This window comes from Sulfitobacter sp. JL08, from assembly GCF_003352045.1.
Taxonomy (GTDB): Bacteria; Pseudomonadota; Alphaproteobacteria; order Rhodobacterales; family Rhodobacteraceae; genus JL08.
This window is the reverse complement of sequence record NZ_CP025815.1, coordinates 1,305,549-1,321,840: the sequence shown is the minus strand read 5'-3', so window position 1 is coordinate 1,321,840 and position 16,292 is coordinate 1,305,549. Positions and strand designations below refer to the sequence as shown.

Sequence of the window (16,292 nt, the reverse complement as noted above, 5' to 3'; positions counted from 1 at the left end):
GGAAATCACTTGCTAATGCGTATATTTCGCCGAAAGACGGTAGCCACCAAGTTCGGCATCGAAGCCGAAAATCAGAAATTTTTATTTGGTCAAATCGCGGCGCGCCAAGTAGCGCAGGTAGATTCTGTAAAGTCTTTGGCCGACGTCGAGTTTTCTGTGTTCTCGCAGTGGGGCGAAGACGGAATTTTAGAGTGGCTGATTTTCAAGCTTGGTTGCATTCCCCCAAATTTCATCGAATTCGGCGTCGAGAATTATCGGGAGAGTAACACACGGTTTCTTTTGAAAAACAGAAACTGGAGAGGCCTTGTATTGGACGGCTCGAAAGAAATGGTTGCAACGATTACGAATGATTCCATAAGCTGGCGTCACGATTTAACCGCTGTAGCTGCATTCATCACACGGAGCAACATCGAAGATTTGATCGCTTCCGCAGGATTTAGCGGTGAGATTGGAGTTCTCAGTATCGACATCGATGGCAATGACTATTGGGTTTGGGATGCTATCAAAAATGTCTCTCCTCATATTGTAGTCGTGGAATACAATAGCAACTTCGGAGACATGTTGCCGCTCACAATCCCGTATAGAGATGACTTTGTGAGAACATTGGCACACTTTTCCAATCTTTATTATGGCGCATCGTACAAGGCGCTTGAGGTGCTGGGTAAATCAAAGGGTTACGTACTTTTGGGAAGCAACCGAACGGGCAGTAACCTCTTCTTCGTTAGAGAAGATCGGGCTGGGGAAATTATTGATACAATTGGAGAAACGAAAGCTTTTCCGTGTCATGTGCGTGAAGCACGAAACAAGCAGGGAAGTTTGACTCTGTTGGGTGGGTTTGGGCGGACGGAACTGATCGGTAGTTGCGAGGTTGTAAATGTGTTGACTGGCGACACTGGAGCATTGAGCGATTTTGGACCTCTTTTCAGCGATGGATGGAAGAGGGCATTCGGAGTGGAAGTTTAAAGCAATGACCAAGTCTATACCAATCTACGTTCCCGATATCGGTCCAGAGGAACGAGAAAATGTCCTTAAGGAACGTCTGATCAACGCCTTCGGCTTCGCCGCCGTGCCGGCTTGAAGGTAGTTTGGGGCGTCAGACGTCCCATTTCCAGCGATTTTCCCGCTGTTTCGGCCGCCTGAGTGGCGGTTTCGGCGTTTTTGGGCAGACTCTGCCTCATGCTGCCAGCTTTCTCCGGGTCATGAACAGGTTGCCGAGGGCGAAGAGCGTGAACAGATGCGCCCGGTTCTTGGCCAGCCCACGGTAGCGCGTCTTCACGTGGCCGAACTGGCGCTTCAGGATCCGGAACGGGTGCTCAACCTTGGCCCGGACCTTTGCGATGATCCGGTTGATCTGCACGTCGAGCGGATCCAGTTCGCCACCTTTGGGTGCCTTGCGCATCACGCCCCAGAACCGGCCTGCATCCTTGGTGAAGGCCGCCTCTCGTTCGGAATGCACGTAGCCCTTGTCCGCCCAGACGGATGTTTCGTTGCCGTGCAGCAGTTCGTCCCAGACCTGGCTATCGTGGGTCTTGGCAGTGGTGGTCTCCAGGCTGTGGACGATGCCGCTGTCTGCATCGACGCCAACATGGGCCTTCATGCCGAAGTACCAGTCATTACCCTTCTTGGTGGATGACATCTCGGGATCGCGGGCCTTGGCTTCATTCTTGGTCGAGGACGGCGCATCGATGATCGTCGCATCCACCAACGTGCCAGAGCGCAGCGTGACGCCCTTGTCGGCAAGATAGGCATTCACCTCGGCAAACAGCTTCTCGGTCAGCTGATGCTTCTCCAGCAGGTGCCGGAAGTTCAGGATCGTTGTTTCGTCGGGGATGCGGTCATCGCCAAGCTCGATACCGGCAAACCGGCGCATGGCCTCGCTGTCATACAGGCTCTCTTCGGCCATCGGATCGCTCAGCGCGTACCAGCTCTGAAGGAAATACACTCGCAGCATCGTCTCCAGTGGCATCGGTGGCCGACCACCCTTTGACCCAACCTTCGGATAGTGCGGCTCGATCAGCGCCAACAGACGACCCCAAGGCACCACCGCATCCATCTCCGACAGGAACTTCTCGCGGCGCGTCACCTTCTTCTTCACCGCATCACCAAGGCCGGGAATGGCAGGCTGTTTGGGCATCGGCGGGCTCCTCTCTCATCCGCAGAAACCATACCAAATCACGCCAAAATGGGGAAGTTCTTCAGAGATTCCTTAAGTGCTTGGATTCCACTTGGATATCGTCCAAGGGAGAATTTATTCTCCGTTTTGAAGATGCATTCGCTGAATACATAGGCGCCGAACACGCGACTGCAGTGTGCAACGGTACCGTCGCGCTGCACTTGGCCTTAGCCGCCCTTGGGATTGGACCTGGTGACGAGGTTTTGGTGCCAACGCTGACGTATATCGCCTCAGCAAACGCTGTTACTTACACCGGTGCGAAACCCGTGTTTTGCGATTGCGAACCTGATACCTGGCAACTTTCTGTAGAAGATGCCCGCAGCAAGATCACCTCGAGAACGAAGGCTATTATGCCGGTTCACCTATATGGTTGCGCGTGTGATATGACCGCAATTTTAGCTTTGTCCGTAGAGCATAGTTTGTTCGTTATCGAAGATTGCGCAGAGGCGATCGGCACGTTGCACAAGGGGCAACATGTTGGCACGTTCGGTGATGTAGCGACTTTCAGCTTTTTCGGAAACAAAACCATTACGACTGGCGAAGGTGGAATGCTAATTGCAAAGAATAAGTCCGTCTTTGAAAAAGCCGTTCGGATGAAAGGCCAAGGGCTCGCGGAAGGTCGCGAGTATTGGCATGATGTGATCGGTTTCAATTACCGAATGACCAATATCTGTGCGGCAATAGGACTGGCCCAACTTTCCAAGGTCGACCAATATCTCTACCGAAAACGTCAAATTGCCGAGCTTTACCGCAATCAGCTTGAAGGTTCGTCTTGGGTTTTTCAGGCCACGAATGACGACACTGATCATAGTCATTGGATTGTTTCACTGCTGGCCCAGGAGCCAGCGAACCGGGATGGCTTAAGGGAAGTATTAAAGCAACATATGATTGAAACGCGGCCGCTCTTTTTCCCGATTCACACCATGCCCATGTATAGTGGACAATGCCAGGCGCTTCCTATCGCTGAAGGAGTAGCCTCTCGTGGAATTAGCCTTCCAAGTTGGCCGGGATTATCCGACTTAGACGTGACCCGTATTTGTGACATAGTTAACAATTTTCATGAAAAGTAGAGCGAATTATGCAGAAGGGAGCAATTAAAAAAATCAATAAGATCGGTATATTGGCTGGGGATTTTTCCGACCTGTCGGGCGCTACTGATTTCATCGTGGCATTTGTCGACGCTCTCGTGAGAACTTCCGAGGGTCGGGAAGTCGTTGTTATCATGCGTACGAAGCGAAGCCAAAATGCGTTCAACCGGTTAAGAGAGCGGTATATGCCTCAAGGTTCTGATGAAGGTTGGCGAGGCGGTCTAAAGCGTCTTAAAGACGCGGGCCTTCCCGAAGTTCCCGTTCTTGTTTGCTATCGTAAGGATGCTGCGCTCGCAAGGCTATGCAAGCAACATTCAGTCGAAATCGTGGGGCCGTTTACACGACCGCCGAAGTCTCCCTTAGGCATCCCATGGTTTGGATACCATTATGATTTTCAACACAAGCATTTGCCAGATAATTTCACAGCTAAAGCGAGAGAAGGTCGGGATCGGAGTATTCTGCGACTTTTGTCGCATGCAGATACAATTTTTGTAAACGCAAAGGCAGTGAGGGAAGATGCGCAGAAATTTTTCCCAGGTAAGGAGGAAAAAATCACGCCATTGAGTTTTTCTGCTTCTGCCAAATTGGAATGGTTTAGAACCGACATTAAAATAGCTCAGAAAAAATATGGCTTAGCCCCAAAGTACTTTTTGATCTCCAATCAGTTCTGGATTCACAAAAATCACGAAATTGCAGTCGAAGCTTTTGCAAATGTTAAACGGGATCACCCCGATTTGGAACTCGTTTTGACCGGTAGCACTAACGATCATCGGGTTTCGGATCGATTGGGAACATTGAAAAACTTTATATCAAATCACGGTGTAGAAAAATCTGTTCGAATTTTGGGCCTAATCCCTAAACTTGATCAGATAGCGATAATGAGAGGAGCGATTTCAGTTGTTCAGCCCACTTCTTTTGAAGGAGGCCCCGGTGGCGGAAGCATTTTCGATGCAATTTCCTTAGGTGTTCAAACGATTGTATCCGACATTCCTGTTAATAGGGAAATATCGAGCTTGGTGACGCAGTTTTTTGAGCTGAACAATTCCGAAGATTTGGAACGCGCCATGCGAATAGCGCTAGCTTCTAAGCCAAAACCAGTGGATGTCGATCTTTTGATTTCCGAGGGTAACGCAAGGCGAGAAGTAATGGGTAATGAAATTTGGAGCGCCGTGGAGCAATGCTAGGTGTTCAGTCCCGGCATCTGGTGGATCGGGTTGATGATGAATCGATCTGGCTCTGATGTCCAGATTTTGCAGATGTATTCGTAGGGCGTTAGACCGCCGAGGGTCTTCAGCCTGCGTGCGAAGTTGTAGGCCGCCATGAAGTCGGCGAGGTGTGTTCGCAACTGATCGTGGTTTTCGTAGTGGAAGCGTTTGACGGTCGCGTCCTTGATCGTCCGGTTCATCCGCTCGACCTGGCCGTTGGTCCACGGGTGGTTGGGCTTCGTCAGGCGATGTTCGATCCCGTTGGCCTCGCAAATCATGTCGAAGCGCATTGCCCGGGAATAGATGGTGTTGCGGTTTCTAGGCTGCTCTGCGAACTGAATGCCGTTGTCTGTCAGAATGGTATGCACCTGATAAGGCACACCTTCGAGCATGTGCTGCAAGAACTCCCAGGCTGTCTTCCTGTCTGCCTTCTCGACAAGTTGGGTCACGGCAAATTTGCTTGTGCGGTCAATGCCGACGAACAGGTAAAGCTTGCCCTCAGCGGTTTCCACCTCGGCGATGTCGATATGGAAGAAGCCGATAGGGTAGCGCTTGAACTTCTGGCGCTTCGGCTTGTCGCCTTCCACGTCAGGCAATCGAGAGATGCCATGTCGCTGCAGGCACCGATGCAGCGCCGAACGCGTCAGATGTGGGATGGACGGCTGCAGAGCATAGAGACAATCGTCCAGCGGCAACAATGTATGCCGTCTGAATGCGACGATGGTCGCTTCCTCGGCTTCGGTTAGAACCGTCGAGCGTGGCTCCTTCGGCCCCGTCTTCAGGTCTTCAACGGACTGGCGTTTGCGCCACTTCGCTACCGTCTTGGGATTGATGCCAAGTTCCTGGCTCAGTTGCGCGAGCGAAGCTTGCGATCGCTGTATTGCAGCTCTGACGGCGTGCGTGGTCGTGGCGCTCCCGTGACGAACTTGTCCCATAGTGCTTCCTTCCATTCCTGAGAAAGGATCGCACCATCAAACCGTGGGATCAAACAGCTAGGGTCAGGACTCATAGCCAATAGATGACGGTTGCGGCGAGGGCGACGGCCGAGAGGAAGACCTTCGGGCAGCGGTCGTAGCGGGTTGCCACACGCCGCCAATCCTTGAGCCTGCCGAACATGATCTCGATCCGGTTGCGCCGTTTGTATCGGCGCTTGTCGTACTTGACGGTTTTCTTCCGTTGTTTCCTGCCGGGGATACATGCGCGTATCCCTCTGTCTTTTAACGCTTCTCTGAACCAGTCGGCATCATATCCGCGGTCCTAGAATAGCGGCATTTCACAATTCAATGTAGCTCTCCGTATCTTTCAGAGACCCAGAGGAGAAAATATATTGGGCATTTGCTCCCAGCAACTTCGCGGGCCGCAGATGCCGGACTATACACTTAAACAGCCGTGGGGTCATGAAATTATAGCTGTCCATGACAAAGGTCGCCGCGGGCCATCCGGCCCGCAGGGTCCGGCCGGGGTAAACACCGCCCTGGTTAGCGCATGGGACGGATAGCGCACTTCGTAATGCTGAAGCCTGTCGCAATTGCCCTGAAAGCCGATCACCTTCTTATAAAACGGCGCCGGTTCGTGATCCATCATCCAGCGGCGCAAGATCACGCCGCTGTCTGTCTTGGTCACCCGCAACGGCGTGTCCTTGGTGGCGGCGCTAGCAAAGCTGCCTTCGTGCACCCAGGCCACATGGGTCGGGTCCAGCAGATTGTCGCACATCAGCAGACAATTGCAGTCCAGCTCCATCGCGGCCCCACGATTGATGCCCCAATCGGGTTGATCATAGTTTTCAATCTCGAATATTTCGGACGCATCCGCCAGCGCGGGATTGCCCATCCAGATCCAGACAAGCCCGTATTTTTCGTGCAAAGGATAGGCATGCACGCGCGCCTCGGACGGGATGCGCCCGGTGCCCGGCGCCCACACACATTGCCCGGCGCAATCAAATGTCAGCCCGTGATAGCCGCATTCCACATGATCGCCCTTGATCCGGCCTTTGGAGAGGGGCAGCTTGCGGTGCGGGCACGCGTCCCCAAGCCCGACAAGATAACCGGATTCCAGACGAAATACGCAAATCTTTTCACCCAGAACGGTGATCTGTTGCAGATCCCGCGTGATCTCGTGATCCCATGCTGCGACGTACCACGCGTTCTTCAGAAACATCCGCACACCTTTCGTGACTTTACCGGTCCAGAATCCCCGGCAAATTCAACCCGTTCTCGCGCGCGCAGTCCAGCGCGATGTCATACCCTGCATCCGCGTGACGCATGACGCCGGTTGCCGGATCGTTCCACAGAACCCGTGCGATGCGGGCATCGGCCTCGGCTGTGCCGTCACAGCAGATCACCATGCCCGAATGCTGGCTGAACCCCATGCCCACGCCGCCGCCGTGATGCAGGGATACCCAAGTTGCCCCGCTTGCGGTGTTCAGCAACGCGTTCAGCAACGGCCAGTCGCTGACCGCGTCCGATCCGTCCTTCATGCTTTCCGTTTCGCGGTTGGGGCTGGCCACCGAACCGCTGTCCAGATGGTCGCGCCCGATGACCACCGGTGCTTTCAACTCGCCGGTGCGCACCATTTCGTTGAACGCAAGACCCAGCTTGTCGCGCTGGCCCAGACCAACCCAGCAGATGCGCGCGGGCAGGCCCTGAAAGCTGATGCGCTCGCGCGCCATATCCAGCCACTTGTGCAGATGCGGATCATCCGGGATCAGTTCCTTGACCTTGGCATCCGTCTTGTAAATGTCTTCGGGATCACCCGACAGGGCACACCAGCGGAACGGCCCTACCCCGCGACAGAACAGCGGGCGGATATAGGCGGGTACGAATCCCGGAAACGCAAAAGCGTTTTCCAGCCCTTCTTCCAGTGCGACCTGCCTTATGTTGTTGCCGTAATCCAGTGTCGGCACATCCGCATTCCAGAAATCGACCATCGCGGCGACATGCACTTTCATGCTGGCGCGTGCCGCCTTTTCAACGGCCTTGGGATCGCTTTCGCGTTTTGCCCGCCACTCGCCCATGCTCCAGCCTTGCGGCAGATAGCCGTTCAGCGGATCATGCGCCGATGTCTGATCTGTCACGATGTCGGGGCGGATGCCGCCTGCTTTCATGCGTTTGACCAGTTCGGGAAACACATCCGCCGCATTGCCCAGAAGGCCCACGGATTTCGCCTCGCCCGCCTTGGTCCAGCGCTCGATCATCGTCAGTGCTTCGTCCAGCGTTTCGGCCTTTTCGTCCAGATATTTCGTGCGCAGGCGGAAATCGATGCTGTCGGGATTGCATTCCACCGCCAGACAGCACGCGCCGGCCATGACCGCCGCCAGCGGCTGCGCACCGCCCATCCCACCCAGACCGCCTGTGAGAATCCATTTGCCGGTCAGATCGCCGCCGTAGTGCTGGCGCCCTGCCTCGACAAAGGTTTCATAGGTGCCTTGCACGATGCCCTGCGTGCCGATGTAAATCCACGATCCGGCCGTCATCTGGCCGTACATCGCCAGCCCGCGCTTATCCAGTTCGTTGAAATGGTCCCAGTTGGCCCAGTGCGGCACCAGATTAGAATTCGCGATCAACACGCGGGGGGCGTTTTCATGGGTCTTGAACACCCCCACCGGCTTGCCCGACTGGACCAGCAGGGTTTCATCCGCTTCAAGTGATTTCAAGGACGCCACGATCTGGTCAAAATCGGCCCATGTACGTGCCGCGCGCCCGATGCCGCCATAAACCACCAGCTCATGCGGGTTTTCGGCCACATCGGGATGCAGATTGTTCATCAGCATCCGCATCGGGGCCTCGGTCAGCCAGCTTTTTGCGGTGATTTCGGTGCCGGTGGCGGGGAAAACATCACGGATATTGTGTCTTGGATCGCTCATGCGGGCCTCCATTGGGTCAGATCGGTCAGGATGGGTTTCAGGATCGCGCGTGTTGTCCGGGCACGATCGGGCAGATAGCTCCACGGGGGGCTTTCGATCATGTAGGTCGATTGCGCCAGTTCCATCTGAATGGCATGCCACCCCTGTTCGGGGCGGCCATAATGGCGCGTTGTCCAGCCGCCTTTGAACCGGCCGTTCAACACCGTGCTATAGGCTTTGGCGGCAGTGCATCGCGCCAGCACCGCCGATTGAATGGCGGTATCGCAGGTTGCCCCTTCATTGGTGCCGATGTTGAAATCCGGCAGCGTGCCGTCAAACAGGAACGGGATGCGGGATCGGATCGAATGGCAATCAAATAGCAGGGCAAAACCGTGAAGCGCGCGCAGGCGGGTCAATTCCGCTTTCAGCGCGGCATGATAGGGCGCGTGATAGGCAAGGCGGCGGCGTTCAACCTCGTCCGCGTCAGGCTCTGCACCCGACTGATAGATCGCGTGGCCGTCAAAATCGGTCAGCGGGCACAGACCGGTGGTTTTCTGCCCCGGATAAAGGCTGGCCCCGGTCGGGTCGCGGTTCACGTCGATGGCGTAGCGGTGCACCGGCGTACGCACGGTGGTCACGCCCTCGACCAGACCGTCATAAAGATCGTGAATGTGCCAGTCGGTATCAGCCATCGCCAAACCGGTGTCGTTCAGCGCTGTTCGCACCGCATCCGGCAGGATCGTGCCGGTATGCGGCAGGCCCAAAATCAGCGGGCTGTCCCCGCGCAGGATTTCGATGTCCACGCTCAAAACGGCACCGCGACATTGGCGGTTCTGGCAAAATCGCCGGATCGTACCATCGCGCTGGCCGCTTCTATGTCGGGCGCAAGATAGCGGTCTTCCTTCAGACTGGGAACGCGGGTGCGCACCATCGCAAGCACCGCCTGCAAGGGGGGCGATGTGACCAGCGGCGCGCGCGCTTCGATCCCTTGCGCTGCACACATCGCTTCGACCCCCAGAATGACCGACAGGTTTTGCGTCATCCGCCCAAGGCGCAACGCACCATGGGCCGCCATGCTTACGTGATCCTCCTGATTGGCAGAGGTTGGGGTGCTGTCTGTCACGCAGGGATTCGCGAGGTGTTTGTTTTCACTCATTAGCGCCGCTGTTGTCACTTCGGCGATCATGAAACCGCTGTTCAGCCCGGGATCGGGCGTCAGAAACGGCGGCAGATCATGGTTGAGCGTCGGATCCACCATCAACGCGACGCGGCGTTGGGCAATGGCCCCGATTTCAGCCACGGCAAGCGCGATCTGATCGGCGGCGAAACCGACATATTCAGCATGAAAGTTTCCACCCGATACGATCTGGCCCTCGTCCACCAGAACCAGCGGATTGTCAGTTACGGCGTTGGCTTCGATCTGCAAGGTGCGGGCAGCGGCGCGCAACACATCCAGCGCGGCCCCGACAACCTGTGGCTGGCAGCGGATGCAATACGGATCCTGCACGCGGGTGTCATCTTCGCGATGGCTTTCGCGGATTTCGGACCCGTCCATGATGGCGCGCATTTCGCGGGCCACATCAATCTGTCCGGCGTGGCCGCGCAGATCGTGGATGCCCGCCATCAGCGGCGCTGTGGAACCCATGATCGCGTCGGTGGTCAGCGATGCGATTACCATCGATGCTTCGACCATGCGCCAGCTTTCAAAAAGGCCCGCCAGCGCGCAGGCCGTAGAAAACTGGGTGCCGTTGATCAGGCCCAACCCCTCTTTCGGGCCCAGCACAATGGGCTGCAGGCCCGCTTTGGTCAAAGCATCGGCACTGGACATGCGCTGGCCCTGATACTGCGCCTCGCCCGCGCCGATCATGGTTGCGGCCATGTGGGCCAGCGGGGCCAGATCGCCCGATGCCCCAACCGAACCCTGAGACGGAATTACAGGGATCACGCCGTGTTTCAGCATCACTTCGATCTGGGCGATCACATCCCAGCGCACACCGGATGCCCCGCGCCCCAGCGACAGCAATTTCAGGACCATCATCAGGCGGGTTTTGTCCGTAGGCAGCGGATCACCGACACCGCAGCAATGGGACAGGATCAGATTGCGCTGCAAGGTCGCCGTGTCCTTGGGGGCGATTTTCTTGCTGGCCAGTTTGCCAAAGCCGGTGTTGATGCCATAGACGGCATCCTCCCCTGCTGCGGCCCTTGCCACCACCGCCGCCGACGCCTCGACACCTGCGCGCGCGCTGTCCGCCAGCCGCGTCGCTGTGCCATCGCGATAAAGGTCGCGCAATGTTTCCAGCGTCACCGCGCCCGGTTCCAGAACGATCATATAGCGCCTCCGACGATCCGTTTGTGCAACGGGTTGAACCCTATGCGATAGGCCAATTCACCCGGGGCCTGCACATTCCAGATGGCCAGGTCGGCGCAATATCCGGCGGCAACACACCCCTTGTCCGGGATGCCCAGCGCCTTTGCAGCGTGGCACGTGACACCGGCCAGCGCTTCTGCGGGTGTCATCCGGAACAGGGTGCAGCCCATGTTCATCGCCAGCAACAGCGATGTCAGCGGCGATGATCCGGGGTTACAATCCGTGGCCAGCGCCATCGCCACGTTGTGCTTGCGAAATTCCGCGATCGGGGGTGCCTGCGTTTCCCGGATGGTGTAAAATGCGCCCGGCAGGATCACTGCAACCGACCCTGCTGCCGCCATCGCCCGCGCATCCTGTTCGGTTGCGTATTCCACATGATCGACCGACAGCGCGCTATACCGTGCGGCAAGGGCTGTGCCGCCCTGATGGCTTAGCTGTTCGGCGTGCAGCTTTACCGGAAGGTCCAATTCACGGGCCACCTTGAACACGCGTTCGATCTGGTCGGGGTTGAAGGCGATGTTTTCGCAGAATCCGTCCACCGCATCCACCAATCCTTCGCTATGGGCAGCGCGCAGGGCGGGAATGCACACCTCATCAATATAGGCGTCGTTACGGCCTGCATATTCGGCCGCTGTGGCATGCGCCCCCAGAAATGTGCTTTTGATCTGCACCGTGCGCACCGTCCCAAGCGCGCGCGCTGCACGCAGCATCCGCAGTTCGGTTTCGATATCCAGCCCGTAGCCGGATTTCACCTCGACAACGCTTGCGCCGTCGGCGATCAGCGCGTCCAGCCGGGGCAAGGCCCACGCTGTCAGTTCTTCCTCGGACGCGCCGCGCGTATCACGCACGGTCGACACGATACCGCCGCCAGCGCGCGCAACTTCTTCATAGCTTGCGCCGTTCAGGCGCATTTCAAACTCCAGCGCGCGGTTGCCGCCAAACACGATATGGGTATGACAATCAATCAGCGCCGGCGTGATCAGTCTGCCCTGTTGCGGCAGATGGCGCCATGCTGCGTATTCATCTGGCAAATCGCTTAGCGCACCGGCCCACGCGATCCGTCCATCATTTACGACAACGGCACCACCTTCGATCATCCCGTAGCCATCGGCCCCGTCAGCCAGTGTCGCAATCCGGGCATCGGTAAGAACATAGGGTTCTGTCTGGGACATGGGGGAAGCTTTCGATTTTGGTGATGTCAAATTGGTTATGCGATTAATGTTATTATGTCTATACAAAATAGAAGGCCCTTTGGCACACGGCCTAACCTATCTTCGCCCCTGTCCTACAGATCAGAACGTTCAGGACTATGATCTGTTCAAGACAAACCTTCCTGACTTGGGACACCGAGACCACTCGTTTTGCGGGATGGCGTTGCCCCGCACCGCGCAGTAAGAATGCCCCATGCAAAACACAAAAGCGATTATTTTCGATCTTGATGGCACGCTGATCCACAGCGCGCCAGACCTGCACTCTGCCGCCAATGCAGCCCTTGCACCCTTGGGTCGTGGCCCGCTTGATCTGGAAACCGTCACATCCTTTATCGGCAATGGCGTGGATAAGCTGGTCGAACGCAGCTTGCGCGCAACCGGGGATTTCGATGATGGTCTGATGCGCCAGACGCTTGACCGGTTTCACGGTTATTATCGGCAAAACATGACAACGCTGACCCGACCCTATCCCGGCGTCATGGCAGCCCTTGACGCCTTCCGGGCGGCGGGGCTGCGATGGGGGTTTGCACGAACAAGCCCGCGGGCCCGGCACGCGCCATTTGTGATGAAATGGGGTTGTCACAGTATTTCGACATTGTCGCCGGCGCCGAAGAGGGCAAGCCCAAAAAACCGGATGCGACCCCGCTGTTGCAATGCGTCGACGCGCTGGGATGTGCGGCGCACGAGGTTGTCTATGTCGGGGACAGTACGGTGGACTTTGAAACCGCGCGCAATGCGTCGGTTACATTTGTCCTGTTCGAAGGCGGATATCTGAATGGCCCGCCCCTGCCCCTGCCACCCGAACAGCGCTTTGCCAGTTGGGCACAACACGGGCTGCTGCCATCCAAGTGACCGTAAATTTGTCTTGTGAATCCGGTTCATGACGCTAGCGTGTCCGGATTGGGAGGATTACACATGAAACACACAAATACACTCTTGTCTGGTGCGGCACTGGCCCTTGTCATGTCTTTGGCCGGCCCTGCTGCAGCCCAGGATTGCCCGCGCGGCGATCTTGATAAAATGTTCTGCGACGCTGATGGTGATCTGCTTGCGGATACACCAACAGATCCCGCACAACAGGTTGATCCAGACACTCTGATCTTTGCCTATACACCGGTCGAAGATCCCGCCGTCTACAAGGAAGCATGGTCTGATTTCCTGACGCATCTGGAAAAAGAAACCGGAAAATCCGTGGTGTTCTTTCCAGTGCAAAGCAATGCGGCACAGATTGAGGCGATGCGGTCCGGACGTCTGCATATCGCAGGGTTCAACACCGGATCTAACCCGCTGGCTGTAAACTGCGCAGGTTTCAATCCGTTCACCATCATGGCCTCGGAAGATGGCAATTTCGGATACGAGATGGAGATCATCACCTATCCTGATTCCGGCATCGAAACGCCCGCGGATATCAAGGGCAAGCAACTGGCCTTTACCTCACCGACGTCGAATTCCGGCTTCAAGGCACCGTCTGCGATTCTCAAGGCTGATTTCGGTCTGGAAGCGGAAACGGATTTCGAGCCGGTGTTTTCGGGCAAGCACGACAATTCGATTCTTGGCGTGGCGAACAAGGATTATCCCGCGGCCGCCATCGCCAATTCCGTGATGAGCCGGATGATCGAGCGGGACGTGATCAAACCCGATCAGGTCGTTTCGATCTACAAATCACAAACCTTTCCGACAACAGGATTTGGCACCGCCCACAACCTGACCCCGGAACTGAAAGAGACAATTCGCAACGCGTTCTTCAATTTTGAATGGGAAGGCAGTTCACTGAAAGCCGAATTCGAGAAATCGAACGAGGGCCAGTTCCTGCCGATGACCTACAAGGAATTCTGGGATGTGATCCGCAAGATCGACGCCGCAAACGGCGTCAGCTATGCGTGTGAATAAGACATGATCGGGCGGGCCTTTGCGCCCGCCCTTTCCAAAAACAAAAGGTGAGGCAAGGAGACTTCATGCTGCGGCTTGAGAAGCTTGTAAAGACTTATAAAACTGGCGATCAGGCCCTGAAAGCCGTTGATCTGGACGTTCCCGAAGGTCAGGTTCTGGCATTGATCGGTCCATCCGGCGCCGGTAAATCAACGCTGATCCGCTGCATCAATCGGTTGGTCGAACCGACCTCGGGCAATGTTTATCTGGACGATGTGGAACTGACCGGATTGTCGGCAGGTGCGTTGCGCCGCGAACGCCGCCGCATGGGGATGATCTTTCAGGAATACGCACTGGTTGAACGGCTGACCGTGATGGAAAACGTGTTGTCGGGCCGGTTGGGCTATGTCGGGTTCTGGCGCAGCTTCCTGCGCCGTTATCCGCAAGCAGATGTCGACGAAGCCTTTCGCCTGCTGGATCGTGTCGGGCTGGCCCATATGGCGGATAAACGTGCCGACGAACTGTCGGGCGGACAGCGCCAGCGTGTCGGTATCTGCCGCGCGCTGATCCAGAACCCCGCCCTGTTGCTGGTGGATGAACCGACCGCGTCACTTGATCCCAAGACATCGCGCCAGATCATGCGTCTGATCTGTGAACTGTGCAAGGAACGCGGCCTGGCTGCGATCATCAACATTCACGATGTCGCGCTGGCGCAGATGTTCGTACAACGCGTGATCGGCCTGCGGGTTGGCGCAGTAGAGTTTGACGGCCCGCCCGAAGGTCTGACCCCCGATGTTCTGACCACGATCTACGGCGAAGAAAATTGGGAAGCGACCATCGAAAAGGTCGAGGACGAGGAAGGTATCGAAGAAAAGGTTGAAGTATGAGCGCCGCCGAGTTCGATGTCTCGCAACGTTTGGGAAAGCCCTGGAAAAAACCGCCTTTCGTGCAACGCACCTGGCTGCGCTGGGTTCTGATACTGGGTTTCATTGCCTATCTGATCGCATCCTTCATGACGATCGAGGTCAACTGGTCGCGCGTTTACGAAGGTCTGGAACGCGGCAAACAGTTTGTTCTGGCATTCACCAGCCCCGATTTCACATCGCGGTCATCCGACATCTGGGAAGGCATGGCCGAAAGCATCATCATGACAGTCGCCTCGTCTGTTCTGGGCATTATCATATCGATCCCGATCGCTTTGGGGGCTGCGCGCAACGTGGCCCCCCTGCCGATCTATCTGATCTGCCGGTCGATCATCGCAGTCAGTCGGGCCTTGCAGGAAATCATCGTGGCGATCTTGCTGGTTGCCATCTTCGGATTTGGCCCGCTGGCCGGTTTCCTGACGCTGAGTTTCGCGACCATCGGCTTTCTTTCAAAGCTGCTGGCCGAAGATATCGAAAGCATGGATCGCGTGCAGGCCGAAGCGATCAAGGCGTCGGGGGCCAGCTGGATGCAGTGGATCAACTACGGCGTCCAGCCGCAGGTGATGCCGCGCCTGATCGGGCTAAGCATGTACCGGCTTGATATCAACTTTCGCGAAAGCGCGATCCTGGGGCTGGTCGGTGCGGGCGGTATCGGCGCCACGCTGAACACGGCATTTGACCGGTACGAATACGATACGGCTGCCGCGATCCTGTTGCTGATCATCGTGATCGTCATGGCACTGGAATACCTGTCCGGCGTGATCCGCGCGAGGGTTCAGTAATGCCGGTACGTGATGCACAGGGATTGAAGTTATGGCAGCGCCGCACCGGGCGCGAAAGCCTGTTCCACTGGGTGTTGTGGCTGATCGGGATCGCGATCTTTGCCTATTGCTGGCAGCAGATTTCGCAGGCAACCACATGGTTTTTCGTCTGGGACGCGCCGCGCATCGCCGATGATATCTGGACACGCGCAACCCCGCCCAAATGGGAATATATCACACAACTGGGCAAACCCATCTGGGACACGCTGAACATCGCGACGCTGGGCACCATCATTTCGCTGTTTCTTGCCGTGCCTGTGGCGTTTCTGGCAGCAAGCAACACCACCCCGTCGCGATACTTTATCCGCCCGATCGCGCTGCTGATCATCGTCTCGACCCGTTCGATCAATTCATTGATCTGGGCGTTGTTGCTGATCGCGATCATCGGACCGGGTGTGTTTGCCGGCGTCATTGCCATTGCCATCCGCTCGATCGGGTTCTGTGCCAAGTTGCTTTACGAAGCGATCGAGGAAATCAATCATTCACAGGTCGAGGCAATCACCGCCACAGGCGCATCGCGCTGGCAGGTTATGGCCTACGGGATTGTGCCGCAGATCATGCCTGCTTTCGCCGGTATCGCCGTATTCCGCTGGGACATCAACATTCGGGAAAGCACGGTCCTGGGCCTTGTTGGCGCGGGCGGCATCGGCTTGCAGCTCTCTTCATCGCTCAACGTGCTGGCCTGGCCTCAGGTGTCGCTTATTCTGCTGGTCATTCTGGCCGCAGTGGTGATTTCGGAATGGGTTTCGGCCAAGGTGCGCGGCGCGATTATCTAGCGCCTAATCCGTTACCC

Annotated in this window: 14 protein-coding genes and 2 pseudogenes; 8 read left to right on the top strand and 8 right to left on the bottom strand. The window is 56.6% G+C overall.

The window, feature by feature from the left end; all coding sequences use genetic code 11:
* The first annotated feature begins 15 nt into the window (after window positions 1–15).
* Complete coding sequence (locus tag C1J05_RS06625) at window positions 16–963, top strand: hypothetical protein (RefSeq protein ID WP_114869557.1); 948 nt, start codon at window positions 16–18, stop codon at window positions 961–963.
* Between the two features lie 211 nt (window positions 964–1,174).
* Here the strand turns inward: C1J05_RS06625 and C1J05_RS06620 are convergent, their stop codons facing one another.
* Window positions 1,175–2,134 (bottom strand): IS5 family transposase, encoded by a 960-nt coding sequence (locus tag C1J05_RS06620; RefSeq protein ID WP_114868636.1) that lies wholly within the window; start codon window positions 2,132–2,134, stop codon window positions 1,175–1,177.
* Window positions 2,135–2,214: 80 nt separating this feature from the next.
* Here C1J05_RS06620 and C1J05_RS06615 point away from each other — a divergent pair, with 80 nt between their 5' ends.
* Together C1J05_RS06615 and C1J05_RS06610 are read left to right on the top strand one after the other, a co-directional pair.
* On the top strand, window positions 2,215–3,243 hold the full coding sequence (locus C1J05_RS06615; protein WP_254684723.1) for a DegT/DnrJ/EryC1/StrS aminotransferase family protein: 1,029 nt from the start codon (window positions 2,215–2,217) through the stop codon (window positions 3,241–3,243).
* 8 nt (window positions 3,244–3,251) lie between these two features.
* On the top strand, window positions 3,252–4,445 hold the full coding sequence (locus C1J05_RS06610) for a glycosyltransferase (protein ID WP_114869556.1): 1,194 nt from the start codon (window positions 3,252–3,254) through the stop codon (window positions 4,443–4,445).
* Here C1J05_RS06610 and C1J05_RS06605 read toward each other — a convergent pair.
* The 7 genes and pseudogenes from C1J05_RS06605 to hutI all read right to left on the bottom strand — a co-directional run bounded on the left by C1J05_RS06605 (window position 4,442) and on the right by hutI (window position 11,847).
* Window positions 4,442–5,401: an IS481 family transposase gene (locus C1J05_RS06605; RefSeq protein WP_114872163.1), complete on the bottom strand. Its 960-nt coding sequence runs from the start codon at window positions 5,399–5,401 to the stop codon at window positions 4,442–4,444. The genes C1J05_RS06610 and C1J05_RS06605 overlap by 4 nt on opposite strands.
* A 70-nt stretch (window positions 5,402–5,471) precedes the next feature.
* A pseudogene (locus C1J05_RS06600) lies at window positions 5,472–5,723 on the bottom strand (transposase); the annotation flags it as partial.
* A gap of 138 nt (window positions 5,724–5,861) precedes the next feature.
* The gene (locus C1J05_RS06595) at window positions 5,862–6,623 is read right to left on the bottom strand and encodes an aromatic ring-hydroxylating dioxygenase subunit alpha (protein ID WP_254684722.1); all 762 of its coding nucleotides are present in this window, start codon (window positions 6,621–6,623) and stop codon (window positions 5,862–5,864) included.
* Between the two features lie 19 nt (window positions 6,624–6,642).
* On the bottom strand, window positions 6,643–8,328 hold the full coding sequence (hutU, locus tag C1J05_RS06590; protein ID WP_114872162.1) for a urocanate hydratase: 1,686 nt from the start codon (window positions 8,326–8,328) through the stop codon (window positions 6,643–6,645).
* Window positions 8,325–9,116 carry an N-formylglutamate deformylase gene (gene hutG, locus C1J05_RS06585; RefSeq protein ID WP_114869555.1) on the bottom strand — a complete coding sequence of 264 codons (792 nt, stop codon included), beginning with the start codon at window positions 9,114–9,116 and terminating at the stop codon, window positions 8,325–8,327. Before hutG ends, hutU begins: the two co-directional genes overlap by 4 nt.
* Window positions 9,113–10,636 (bottom strand): histidine ammonia-lyase, encoded by a 1,524-nt coding sequence (gene hutH, locus C1J05_RS06580; RefSeq protein WP_114869554.1) that lies wholly within the window; start codon window positions 10,634–10,636, stop codon window positions 9,113–9,115. Before hutH ends, hutG begins: the two co-directional genes overlap by 4 nt.
* On the bottom strand, window positions 10,633–11,847 hold the full coding sequence (hutI, locus tag C1J05_RS06575) for an imidazolonepropionase (RefSeq protein WP_114869553.1): 1,215 nt from the start codon (window positions 11,845–11,847) through the stop codon (window positions 10,633–10,635). Before hutI ends, hutH begins: the two co-directional genes overlap by 4 nt.
* Before the next feature lie 232 nt (window positions 11,848–12,079).
* On the opposite strand from hutI, the pseudogene gph reads away from it, so the two are divergent.
* From gph to phnE (C1J05_RS06550), 5 genes and pseudogenes are all read left to right on the top strand, one after another.
* Window positions 12,080–12,738: pseudogene (gph, locus tag C1J05_RS22100) on the top strand (phosphoglycolate phosphatase).
* A gap of 63 nt (window positions 12,739–12,801) precedes the next feature.
* Window positions 12,802–13,776, top strand: a complete 975-nt coding sequence (phnD, locus tag C1J05_RS06565) for a phosphate/phosphite/phosphonate ABC transporter substrate-binding protein (protein ID WP_114869552.1) — start codon at window positions 12,802–12,804, stop codon at window positions 13,774–13,776.
* A gap of 65 nt (window positions 13,777–13,841) precedes the next feature.
* Window positions 13,842–14,642: a phosphonate ABC transporter ATP-binding protein gene (gene phnC / locus C1J05_RS06560; RefSeq protein WP_114869551.1), complete on the top strand. Its 801-nt coding sequence runs from the start codon at window positions 13,842–13,844 to the stop codon at window positions 14,640–14,642.
* Window positions 14,639–15,460 (top strand): phosphonate ABC transporter, permease protein PhnE, encoded by an 822-nt coding sequence (phnE, locus tag C1J05_RS06555; protein WP_114869550.1) that lies wholly within the window; start codon window positions 14,639–14,641, stop codon window positions 15,458–15,460. Before phnC ends, phnE (C1J05_RS06555) begins: the two co-directional genes overlap by 4 nt.
* Window positions 15,460–16,275: a phosphonate ABC transporter, permease protein PhnE gene (gene phnE / locus C1J05_RS06550; RefSeq protein WP_114869549.1), complete on the top strand. Its 816-nt coding sequence runs from the start codon at window positions 15,460–15,462 to the stop codon at window positions 16,273–16,275. Before phnE (C1J05_RS06555) ends, phnE (C1J05_RS06550) begins: the two co-directional genes overlap by 1 nt.
* The last annotated feature ends 17 nt before the right edge of the window (window positions 16,276–16,292 follow it).